The organism is Amycolatopsis sp. NPDC058986 (genome assembly GCF_042741125.1).
GTDB lineage: Bacteria > Actinomycetota > Actinomycetes > Mycobacteriales > Pseudonocardiaceae > Amycolatopsis.
In genome coordinates this window covers 1-11,169 of the sequence record NZ_JBHYJW010000112.1, presented here as the reverse complement: position 1 = coordinate 11,169, position 11,169 = coordinate 1, and the positions used below count along the sequence as shown (strand labels likewise).

Sequence of the window (11,169 nt, the reverse complement as noted above, 5' to 3'; positions counted from 1 at the left end):
CCTTACGGGCGTCGGACGCCCGTAAGGTGGCCTTACGGCATTACCGGGTCAGGAGAGGCGTTCGAGGACCATGGCCATGCCCTGGCCGCCGCCGACGCACATCGTCTCCAGGCCGAACTGCTTGTCGTGGTGCTGCAGCGAGTTGATCAGCGTCGAGGTGATCCGCGCTCCGGTCATGCCGAACGGGTGCCCGACGGCGATCGCGCCGCCGTTGACGTTCAGCCGGTCGATGTCGATCCCGAGGTCGCGGTAGGACGGGATGACCTGCGCCGCGAACGCCTCGTTGATCTCGACGAGGTCGATGTCGCCGATGGACAGCCCGGCGCGGGACAGCGCCTGCTTCGACGCCTCGACCGGCCCGTAGCCCATGATCTCCGGCGACAGCCCGGAAACCCCGGTCGAAACGACGCGCGCGAGCGGCGTGATGCCCAGTTCACGAGCCTTCGTGTCGGACATGATCACGAGCGCGGCGGCGCCGTCGTTGAGCGGGCAGCAGTTGCCCGCGGTGACCCGGCCGTCGGGGCGGAACACCGGCTTCAGCCCCGAGACGCCTTCGAGCGTGACGCCCGCGCGCGGGCCGTCGTCCTTCGAGACGACCGTGCCGTCCGGGAGCGTGACCGGGGTGATGTCCTTGGCCCAGAACCCGTCCGCGATGGCCTTCTCGGCGAGGTTCTGCGACCGGACGCCGAACTCGTCCATGTCCTCGCGCGTGACGCCCTTGAGCCGCGCGAGGTTCTCGGCGGTCTGGCCCATCGCGATGTAGACGTCCGGGACCTTGCCCTCGGTCCGCGGGTCGGTCCAGGTGTCCGAGCCCTGCTCGGCGGTCGTCTGGGTGCGGGCCTCGGCCTCGGCGAACAGCGGGTTGTGCGTGTCGGGCCACGAGTCCGAGCTGCCCTTGCCGAAGCGGGACACGGTCTCGACGCCGGCCGAGATGAACACGTCGCCCTCGCCCGCCTTGATCGCGTGCAGTGCCATGCGGGTGGTCTGCAGGCTGGAGGAGCAGTAGCGGGTGATGGTGCACCCGGGCAGGTGGTCGTAGCCGAGCTCGACCGCGACGGCGCGGCCCATGTTGAAGCCGGACTCGCCGCCCGGCAGGCCGCAGCCCAGCATCAGGTCGTCGATGTCGGCCGGGTCCAGCTGCGGCACCTTGTCGAGCGCGGCGCGCACCATTTGCACCGCGAGGTCGTCGGGCCGCATGCTGACCAGCGACCCCTTGTTGGCGCGCCCGATCGGCGAACGCGCGGCGGAGACAATCACGGCTTCAGGCATCGCAGGACCTCTTCGTCGAGTACTGGAATAAGCGCTTGTTCACCATCTTGGGAGTGTGTGGCGCGGGTGACAAGCCGGGCGCGACGCGGAACACGTCCAAAAGGCGAACGCGGCTCCGGGAACGCTGGCACAATGCCCCGCCGTGACGAGCCATCGGGTGCTGTCGACGCGGACCATTCTGCTCTGGGGCGCCGGCCTCGTCGTCCTCGCGACGACGGCGGCGATCACCCTGCTCTCGACCCTCGGTGGCGGCAGACCGGAGGACTCGGCCCGGCTGGACGCGTTGCGCACCGCGGCCAACGTCGTCGTCGGCACCGGCGGCGCGGCCGCGCTCCTGCTCGCCGCGCGGCGTCAGCGCTCCGCCGAACTCGACCTGGTGCAGAAGGACCACGACGCCACCCAGCGTCGCGTGACCGAGATGTACAGCAAGGCCGCCGAACAGCTCGGCAGCGACAAGGCGCCCGTCCGGCTCGCCGGGCTGTACGCGCTGGAACGGCTCGCGCAGGAACACGAGGAACAGCGGCAGACCATCGTCAACGTCCTGTGCGCCTATCTGCGGATGCCGTTCCAGCACGATCCCGAGGACGAGGAGAACCGCCAGGAACTCCAGGTACGCCGCACCGCGGAACGCGTGCTGACCCTGCACCTGCGGCCGGGCAAGGACGACGAGAACCCCGCCTACTGGCCGGATGTCGATCTCGATCTGGTCGGCGCGACGCTCACGAACTTCACGTTCACCCACTGCCGCGTCCGGTCCGCGGTGTTCTACGGCGCCACCTTCGTGGGAACGACGTCGTTCCGTGGCACGTCGTACGTGAGCAAAGCGGATTTCAAGAACACGGTCTTCGACGGCCTGGTCGACTTCCGCACGGTGGACTTCGGCGCGGCCGGGGGTTCCTTCGCCGGCGCCAGGTTCGAGAACGAGGTCGACTTCGGCGAGAAGACCGAGGCCCGGCTGACCGGGGCCGCGACACGGACGGACCACGGGCTCCGCCGCAAATGGCCCCGCGGCTGGACGGAACGGGCACGGGCCGGTGACGACGTCTGGTCCGATCTGGTGGCAGGCCCTTCCCCCGAACGGCCATCGGCCGATAGCGTGGCCGTTGATGGCTGACACCGACTGAACTGAAATGCCGACATCCGGAGGGACGCTCATGGGAGCCCTTCACCGCTGGAGCCGCTGCCGGAGCAGCGCGCCGCTCCTCGTCACCTGCCGAGGCGGGACCGGGGACGCACGGTGCGTGCGGGCCGGTTTCCAGGACGGGACGGCGTTTCGACGTGCCACGGCCCTCCGGCCGGGCACCGGTGGGTAGCGGCTTGGCTGTCGCACGGTTCTCGCCAGTGGCCGGACGGACCTCGTGGGACGTCGCCGCCGGACCGACGCGCACCTGGAGCCGTCCGCCGCTCGCGTGACCGGTTTCGCCTTGGCTGGACAATGGCGGGCTCGCTCTGGTTACCAATCCGACCGAAAGTAGGCGGATACGGTCCGTGACCGACCTGCTCGTAAGTACCCGTTTCCGCCGTGGCTGCCGTCGGATTGGTAACGAACGGCGCAGTAGGCTGTGCGCGTGGATTACGTCGAGCACATCGCCGATCTGGTGGGCAACACCCCGCTGGTCAAGCTGAACGCACTGGCCGAGGGGCTACAGCCGCTCGTGCTGGCCAAGGTCGAGTACTTCAACCCCGGCGGGAGCGTGAAGGACCGCATCGCGCTGCGCATGATCGAGGCGGCCGAGCGTTCCGGGGAGCTGAAGCCCGGCGGCACGATCGTCGAGCCGACCTCGGGCAACACCGGCGTCGGGCTCGCCATGGTCGCCCAGCGCAAGGGCTACCAGTGCGTCTTCGTCTGCCCGGACAAGGTCAGCGAGGACAAGCGCAACGTGCTCAAGGCGTACGGCGCGCGGGTCGTGGTGTGCCCGACCGCGGTGCCGCCGGAACACCCGGACTCCTACTACAACGTGTCCGACCGGCTGGTCCGCGAGATCGAGGGCGCCTGGAAACCCAACCAGTACGCCAATCCGCAGAACCCGGAGAGCCACTACCACTCGACCGGCCCCGAGCTGTGGCGTCAGACCGAGGGCAGGATCACGCACTTCGTCGCGGGCGTCGGCACCGGGGGCACCATCTCCGGCACCGGGCGTTACCTCAAGGAGGTCAGCGACGGCCGGGTACAGGTCGTCGGCGCCGACCCGGAGGGTTCGGTGTACTCGGGCGGCAGCGGGCGGCCGTATCTCGTCGAGGGCGTGGGCGAGGACTTCTGGCCGGAGACCTACGACCGGGAAATCGCCGACGAGATCATCGCCGTCTCCGACGCGGACTCCTTCCAGACCACCCGGCGTCTCGCGCTCGAAGAGGGCCTGCTGGTCGGCGGCTCGTGCGGGATGGCGGTGGCCGCCGCGCTGAAGCTCGCCGAGCGGCTCGGGCCCGACGACGTCATCGTGGTGCTGCTGCCCGACGGCGGCCGCGGCTACCTCACCAAGGTGTTCAACGACGCGTGGATGTCCTCCTACGGCTTCCTGCCCCCGGACTCCTCGGGTGCCACGGTCGGCGACGTCCTCACGCGCAAGAGCGGGTCGCTGCCGAACCTGGTGCACAGTCACCCGAACGAGACCGTCGCCGAGGCGGTCGCGATCTTCTCCGAGTTCGGTGTCAGCCAGATGCCGGTGGTCAGCGCCGAGCCGCCGGTGATGGCCGCCGAGGTCGTCGGCGCGGTCAACGAACGCGACCTGCTCGACGCGCTGTTCACCGGCAAGGCCCAGCTCGCCGACCGGCTGGAGACGCACATGTCGCCGCCGTTGCCCACGATCGGTGCTGGTGAGCAGGTCGGCGCCGCGATGACCGCGCTCGAGGGCGCGGACGGCGCGCTGGTGCTGATCGACGGTAAACCCGCTGGTGTGGTGACCCGGCACGACCTGCTCAGTTTCCTCGCCGGACGCTAGAAGGGGTCTCATCGCTCGGGCACACCGAGGTGTTACCGGCGGTTGACCCGGCTATCCGATAGCGTGTGCCGTGGTTAGAACTTTTTCGTGTCCTCGTCAAGGGGGTTCAAGACCCAAATGAGTGCTCCGCAGCCACCGAACCAGCCGTGGGGTGGCGGCCAGCCACCGCAGGGCCCGCCGAGTGGCCCCCAGCCGCAGCAGGACAGTCCGTTCGGCTCGCCGGAACCGACCCAGGTCGTCCAGCCGGCCCAGCCGCAACAGCCGCAGGGCGGCCAGTTCGGTGAGACGCCGGAGCCGACCCAGGTCGTGCAGCCGGTGCAGCAGCAGGGCGAGGGCGGGCAGCCCGCACAACAGGGCGACGCGAACGCGACCCAGCTGGTGAACCCGGTCGGGGGCGGCGACGCGCCCGGCGCGGAGTCCACCCAGCTGGTGCCGCCCGGCTCGCAGCCGCCCGCCATCCCGTACGCCCCGCCGCCGAGTGCGGCCGACAACCCCGCCGCGGTCGGCGGGTTCGGCCAGCAGCAGCCGGGCTACGGGCAGCCGGGTGCCTACGGCCAGCCGCAGCCCGCGTACGGCCAGCCCGGTCAACCGCAACCGGGTCAGCCCGGCCAGCCCCAGGGCTTCGGTGCTCCGGGCGGCTTCGGCGGCCCACCGCCGGGTGGCGGCTTCGGCCAGCCCGCGCCGGCGTTCGGCGCCGCTCCCGCCGGGGGCGGCGGCAACGCGCTGTACGGCTACATCGCCGGTGGCGTCGTCGCGCTGCTCGGCCTGATCGCGCTGATCTTCTCGTTCGTCTACCTCGGCGACGCCAGCGACTACTCGAAGCTGTTCGATCGCGCGCCGAACCAGGACGCGATCGACAAGTTCCTCGACAAGGCGGGCATCGTCGGATCCGGCACGGTCTGGCTCTACGTGATCCTGATCCTGCTCGGTTCGCTGATCTCGCTCGCGGGCGGCGTCGGGCTCGCGCTCGCGAGCAAGCTGAGCGGCACCATCAAGACGATCGTGCCGTTCGTCGTGCTCGGCGGTGGCGTGATCCTGGCGCTGTTCTCGCTGCTGCTGAAGATCGGCCTGACGCCGAACGACGACTTCCTGCAGCAGTTCGGGGCCTCGGCCAAGGACGCGACCGGCGGCGGGATCCCGCCGCTGATCCTGGGCATCCTGATCCTGATCGTCGGTGTGCTCGCGGTGATCCCGGCGACGGCGCAGTTCGTCGGCCTCGGTGGCGGTTCGACGCCGTCCGGCCCCGGTGCGCCCGGTCCGTACGGTGCCCCGCAGGGCGGCTTCGGTCAGCCCGGCCAGCCGGGTGGTTTCGGCCAGCCGGGGCAGCAGCCGGGCTACGGCCAGCCGCCGCAGCAGCCCTACGGTCAGCCGGGCGGGCATGACCCGTCCAGCGGCGGGTTCGCGCAGCCGGGCCAGCAGCCCGGTGGTTTCGGCCAGCCGGAACAGCAGCCGGGCTATGGCCAGCCGCCGCAGCAGCAGCCGGGTTACGGCCAGCCGCCGCAGCAGCCCTACGGTCAGCCGGGCCAGCCGCAGCAGCCCGGATACGGCCAGCCCCCGCAGGGCTACGGTCAGCAGCCGGGCCAGCAGGGCCCGCCGAGCGGAGGCTTCGGCCAGCCACCCCAGCAGTGGTGATCCGCTAGACCACCCGTGATGCCCCCGGCCGCCCGGCCGGGGGCATCACGTCTTCATACCGTCCGTCGTTTGGGGTCCACGGCGGAGTTTCCCGGGCTAGGGTGAGCGCCGTCCTTGCGCCGACAGCCTGACGGGAGAGCCGTGACCGGTCCGTACGGATACCCAGCACCGCAGCCAGGTCTCCCTTACGGAGCCCCCGCACCGCGCCCGACGGGAGCGACGGCCGTCCTCGCCGCGCTGTTCGGCCTGCTGGCCGCGGTGGCCTCGGGCTACGTGCCGGTCACCCTGTTCATCGACCTTCCGTCCGGGCTCAGCCTCGGTGACCTGCCGCCGTTGGTGCTCGTCGGCCTCGCTTGTTACCTCGTCGCCGGGCTGCTGCTGCTCGTCGGCGCGTTGTCGACGTTCTTCCGCGCGACCGCGGGCGCGATCCTCCTGCTGCTCGGGGCGCTGCTGGCGATCGCGGCGATCCTGCTCGAACCCGTTGCCGTTTCGACCTACGAGAGGTACTTCACCGCCGTCTTCCGCCTGCGGAACTTCGCCGCCTACGACCGTGTCGCGCTCATGGCACTCGCACCGCTGACGCTGCTTTTCTCGGTCCTGCCGCCGACGTTCAAATACCTGCGTCATCGTCCGCAAGCCGTCCTGCCGCCGTACGGTCAGGGACCGCAGGGGTACTCCCCGCCGCGGCAGTGGTGACCTGGCACTCCCACGCGTGAAGAACCCGCCGAGAGGCACGCCGGACCGGTACGCTCCGCTGCAGGGTGGTCACCGGCTTGGGGGTGACCGAAGGGCGAGGGGAACACCGTGTCGTATCCGCAGTACCCGGGACAGCAGCCGAACCAGGGACAGCCCGGGGTACCGCCGCAGTATCCGCCGTCGGGCGGTTATCCGGTGCCGGGGCAGCAGCCCGCCTACGGCCAGCCCTACCCCGGCGGCTATCCGCAAGGGCCCGGTTTCGTTCCCCCGCACCAGAAACCGAGCGGCGTCACGGCGATCTTCGCCGGCGTGCTCGCGGTGCTGGGCGGTGTGTACTACCTCGTCAGCGCGGTCGTCCAGATCATCGCCCTGTTCGCCGTCAGCCACCGCTACGCGTCGTGGATCGTGTTCATCACGACGTTCCTCTACCTCGTACTCGCCGGGCTGCTGCTCGCCGGTGGCATCCTGCTGTTCCTCAAGAAGCCCGCGGGCCGGATGCTCGGCATCGTCGGCAGCGCCCTGGCGATCGCGGTGGTGCTCCTCGGGTTCGTGCTGAGCCTGGTCGGCCTGAGCGCGTTCCGGCACTTCAGCGGCAGCATGGTCGCCGGGGCGGGGATCGTGGCGCTCGTGTTCGTCGTCATCCCGGCGACCGCCACGCTGGTGCTGTCGCTGGTGCGCCCGACCGCGGTGTGGGTCGGGAAGGCACAGCCCGCCGGGGTGTACCCGCCGGGCGGCGGCTACCCGCAGCAGTACCCGCGGTAACGCGCGATGGCTTACCCCTACCCGCCGCCCCCGGCGGTGGTACCCCAGCAGCCGCTCAAGACCGGTGTGACCGCGACCGTCACGGCCGTGCTGGGCCTCGCGCTCGGCGGAGCCGTGTTCTCGAAGCCGATCGTGGCGCTCATAACGCTGCCCAAGGGCACCTCCGTCGGGGACCTCAGCGGTGGCTCCATCGCCGCGCTCGGCCTGTTCCTCCTGTTCGGGATCATCCTGCTGGTAGGCGGGATCCTGGTGTTCACGCGCGCCGCAGGCGGGCTGGTGACGCTCATCGTGGGCACCACGCTCACGATCGCGCTCGGCTGGCTCGAACCGCTCTTCTACGACGTGCGGTACGGCCGGTTCCTCAAGGCGTCCTTCGAGTTCAAGATCGCGACCGCGTACGGCACCGTCGCCTGTGTGACCCTCGCGCCGGTCGTGCTCGTACTCGCCGTGGTGGCGCTGGTGCTGCGCCCGATCCGCCGTAAGCGCGCCGCGGTCGCCGCCGTCGGTGGTCCGCCGCTCGCGACACCGACGCGGCCGGAGTTGCCCGCGGTACGGCTTCTCCGGCTGGGCATGGCCGGTGTGTTCGCTCTGCTCGCGGTGGTCGCGATCGTGTTGTCGCTCGTCTCGAGGAGGACATGGCGGCACGCCGGGGTGTTCTGGCTGATCGTGGAACTGCTGGCATGGGCGGTCGTGCTCGCCGGTGCAGCCTGCCTGTTCGCCGGTAAGAAGGCGGCGTCGCTGCTCACGCTGGGTGGCGCGGTTCTCGCGCTCGTCGGCGCGGTCGTCGAGGTGAGCTACGGGAGCAGTGCCTGGGTGCTGCTCGTGCTCGCGCTGGTGGCCTGCGCCGCCGGTGCCGCGCTGCTCAGTCCATACATCGGGATGCTGATCGGCGTCGCCGCACCGGCTCTGCCGGGCGGTCACACCCCGCCGCAACCACCTCACCAGCAGTATCCGCCGTCGCAGCCGCCGGGCCGGTGGTGAACTTACTCCCACTTACTGGGATTGTCGGAGGTTCCCCGTACCCTGGTGGCATGGTCGACGACTACTCAGCGCTGGGTTTCGAGACACGTGCCATCCATGCCGGGCAGCAGCCCGATCCGCGCACGGGTGCCGTCATCGTGCCGATTTACCAGACCTCGACGTACGCCCAGGACGGCGTCGGTGGCACCCGCGAGGGTGACTACGAGTACTCGCGCACCGCGAACCCGACCAGGACGGCGCTGGAGCAGGCGCTCGCCGCGCTGGAAGGCGGCAGGCACGCGCTGGCCTTCGCCTCCGGCATGGCCGCGTCGGACGCCGTGCTGCGCACCGTGCTGCGGCCGGGTGACCACCTCGTGCTGGGGAACGACGCGTACGGCGGCACGTTCCGGCTGATCGACAAGGTGCTGAGCCTGTGGGGCATCGAGCACACCGTCGCCAATCTGTCCAATGTGGACGAAGTGCGGGCGGCGATCCGGCCGGAGACCAAGCTCGTCTGGTGCGAGTCGCCCACGAACCCGCTGCTCGGCATCGCCGACATCGCCGCGCTGGCCGGTGTCGCGCACGAGGCCGGTGCCCGGCTGGTCGTCGACAACACCTTCGCGACCCCGTACCTGCAGACGCCGCTGGCGCTGGGCGCGGACATCGTCGTGCACTCGACCACCAAGTACCTCGGTGGGCACTCCGACGTCGTCGGCGGCGCTGTGGTGACCAATGAGGACGAGATCCGCGAGCAGTTGTTCTTCCTGCGCAACTCGGCGGGCGCGGTGCCCGGCCCGTTCGACGCGTGGCTCACCCTGCGCGGGCTCAAGACGCTCGCGCTGCGCATGGAGCGGCACAGCGACAACGCCGAGAAGATCGTCCAGGCGCTGGTGAAACACCCCAAGGTGGTCAAGGTCTACTACCCAGGCCTTCCCGAGCACCCCGGTCACGAGACGGCGGCCAAGCAGATGCGCCGGTTCGGCGGCATGGTGTCGTTCAGCCATGTCGACGGCGAACAGGCCGCGCTGGAGGTGGCGTCCCGGACGAAGCTGTTCATCCTGGCCGAATCCCTCGGCGGGATCGAGTCGCTGATCGAACACCCCGGCCGGATGACCCATGCGAGCACCGCGGGCTCCACACTGCAGGTGCCCGCCGATCTGCTGCGGTTGTCCGTCGGTATCGAGGACGGCCGCGACCTGGTCGCCGACCTGCTCGCCGCGCTGGACTGAGAGAACCTACGGGCGGTAGTTGCCGGGCTGGGCGTCCGCACCGGACGCACTCCCCGAGGGCGCGTGCGGTGCGGGCGGCAGTTCTTCGCCGTTCACGCAGCCGCCGACCAGCTCGATGTGGTTGTCGTGGCGGATGTACTGCGCGGGCGCCGCGCACCCCGCCCTGTCGACCGTGAAGACGGCCGCCCCGGTCAGCGCCGCGGCGGACAGCACTCCGACGACGAGGGACAGCACGCCGGCGGAGCGGGTCGCGCGCACCGGTCGAGCGGTGTTCGCGTGGTCACCCGTTGCCATATTCGCTCCCTGATCAGCCGTCGCCGCCGCGTCCAGGGTACTCGGCCCGCCGTGGTCCCAGCCCGCATGTCCGGTAAGTGGCATCATCCGGTGCCATGGAACTCGTCAGCCTCGAGAGGATCCGGGAAGCCCGGGAACTTCTCGAAGGGATCACCCGGGTCACGCCGATGGAGCACACGCGGGATCTCCGCCGGTTGCACGGTGGTCCGGTGTACCTGAAGTGCGAGAACCTGCAGCGCACCGGGTCGTTCAAGATCCGCGGAGCCTACACCCGGATCCACGGGCTGAGCGAGGAGGAACGCGCCAGGGGTGTGGTCGCGGCCAGCGCGGGCAACCACGCGCAGGGTGTCGCGCTCGCTTCGTCCTTGCTGGGCACCAAGGCGACCGTGTTCATGCCGCTGCGTGCGCCGCTGCCGAAGCTCGCGGCCACCCGGGGCTACGGCGCGGACGTCCACCTGCACGGCGCCGTTCTGGAGGAGACGCTGGCCGAGGCGATCTCGTTCGGCGACCGGACCGGCGCGGTGTTCATCCACCCCTTCGACCATCCCGACGTCATCGCGGGCCAGGGCACGGCCGGCCTGGAAATCCTCGACCAGGTCCCCGGCGCTCGCACGGTGCTCGTCTCCACCGGCGGAGGCGGGCTCGTCGGCGGGGTCGCTTCGGCGGTGAAGGCCGTCAAGCCGGACGTCCGGATCGTCGGCGTCCAAGCCGAGGAAGCCGCCGCGTTTCCGCCCTCGCTGGCGGCCGGTGCGCCGGTCCGGTTGCGCCAACTGTCCACAATGGCCGATGGGATCGCGGTCGGCGAGCCGGGCCCGGTCAGCTACGCGCATGTGTCGTCCCTTGTGGACGACATCGTGACCGTCTCCGAAGAATCGTTGTCCCGCGCGGTGTTGCTGTGCCTGGAACGGCGCAAGCTCGTCGTCGAACCGGCGGGCGCCGCCGCGGTCGCCGCGCTGCTGCAGCACCCCGGCGCGTTCGAACCGCCGGTCGTCGCGATCCTCTCCGGTGGCAACGTCGATCCCGTGCTGCTGGTGCAGATCGTCCAGCACGGCATGACGGCTGCCGGGCGCTACCTCAAACTCCACCTGCGCGTACCCGACCGTCCCGGCTCGCTGGTGGCGGTGCTCTCGTGCGTGAGCGAACTCGGCGCGAACGTCCTCGACGTCGAACACTCGCGCATTTCCGGCTCGCTCGCGCTCGGCGAGGTCGACGTCTCGCTCGCGCTGGAAACCCGCGGTCCCGAACACTGCGAAGACGTCGTCGCCGCCCTCGAACACGCCGGGTACACCGTGGTTTGAAATGCCGTTAAGGCCACCTTACGGGCGTCAGACGCCCGTAAGGTGGCCTTCACGGCATGACGCGACAGAGGTTGCCGCGGCGCTCCTGCT

General features: G+C 70.4%; 10 protein-coding genes. 8 read left to right on the top strand and 2 right to left on the bottom strand.

Annotated features, from left to right (window positions below):
• Positions 1 to 48: 48 nt before the first annotated feature.
• The gene (locus tag ACFW0G_RS44595) at positions 49 to 1,269 is read right to left on the bottom strand and encodes an acetyl-CoA C-acetyltransferase (RefSeq protein WP_378331648.1); all 1,221 of its coding nucleotides are present in this window, start codon (positions 1,267 to 1,269) and stop codon (positions 49 to 51) included.
• A gap of 142 nt (positions 1,270 to 1,411) precedes the next feature.
• Between ACFW0G_RS44595 and ACFW0G_RS44590 the strand changes: the two genes are divergently transcribed.
• From ACFW0G_RS44590 to ACFW0G_RS44560, 7 genes are all read left to right on the top strand, one after another.
• Entirely contained in the window at positions 1,412 to 2,383 is a 972-nt protein-coding gene (locus tag ACFW0G_RS44590) for a pentapeptide repeat-containing protein (protein ID WP_378331647.1), read from the top strand.
• Positions 2,384 to 2,837: 454 nt separating this feature from the next.
• Entirely contained in the window at positions 2,838 to 4,208 is a 1,371-nt protein-coding gene (locus tag ACFW0G_RS44585; RefSeq protein WP_378331646.1) for a cystathionine beta-synthase, read from the top strand.
• Between the two features lie 117 nt (positions 4,209 to 4,325).
• Positions 4,326 to 5,840, top strand: coding sequence for a hypothetical protein (locus ACFW0G_RS44580; protein WP_378331645.1), 1,515 nt, complete (start codon positions 4,326 to 4,328; stop codon positions 5,838 to 5,840).
• 141 nt (positions 5,841 to 5,981) lie between these two features.
• Positions 5,982 to 6,536 carry a hypothetical protein gene (locus tag ACFW0G_RS44575; protein ID WP_378331644.1) on the top strand — a complete coding sequence of 185 codons (555 nt, stop codon included), beginning with the start codon at positions 5,982 to 5,984 and terminating at the stop codon, positions 6,534 to 6,536.
• A gap of 108 nt (positions 6,537 to 6,644) precedes the next feature.
• A complete protein-coding gene (locus ACFW0G_RS44570) occupies positions 6,645 to 7,298 on the top strand; it encodes a hypothetical protein (RefSeq protein WP_378331643.1) in 654 nt (217 codons plus the stop codon).
• 6 nt (positions 7,299 to 7,304) lie between these two features.
• Positions 7,305 to 8,279 carry a hypothetical protein gene (locus tag ACFW0G_RS44565; protein ID WP_378331642.1) on the top strand — a complete coding sequence of 325 codons (975 nt, stop codon included), beginning with the start codon at positions 7,305 to 7,307 and terminating at the stop codon, positions 8,277 to 8,279.
• A 50-nt stretch (positions 8,280 to 8,329) separates the two neighbouring features.
• A complete protein-coding gene (locus ACFW0G_RS44560; protein ID WP_378331641.1) occupies positions 8,330 to 9,487 on the top strand; it encodes a cystathionine gamma-synthase in 1,158 nt (385 codons plus the stop codon).
• 6 nt (positions 9,488 to 9,493) lie between these two features.
• On the opposite strand, the gene ACFW0G_RS44555 is transcribed toward ACFW0G_RS44560, so the two are convergent.
• Complete coding sequence (locus ACFW0G_RS44555; protein WP_378331640.1) at positions 9,494 to 9,781, bottom strand: hypothetical protein; 288 nt, start codon at positions 9,779 to 9,781, stop codon at positions 9,494 to 9,496.
• A 95-nt stretch (positions 9,782 to 9,876) separates the two neighbouring features.
• On the opposite strand from ACFW0G_RS44555, the gene ilvA reads away from it, so the two are divergent.
• On the top strand, positions 9,877 to 11,079 hold the full coding sequence (gene ilvA, locus ACFW0G_RS44550) for a threonine ammonia-lyase (RefSeq protein ID WP_378331639.1): 1,203 nt from the start codon (positions 9,877 to 9,879) through the stop codon (positions 11,077 to 11,079).
• Positions 11,080 to 11,169: the final 90 nt, after the last annotated feature.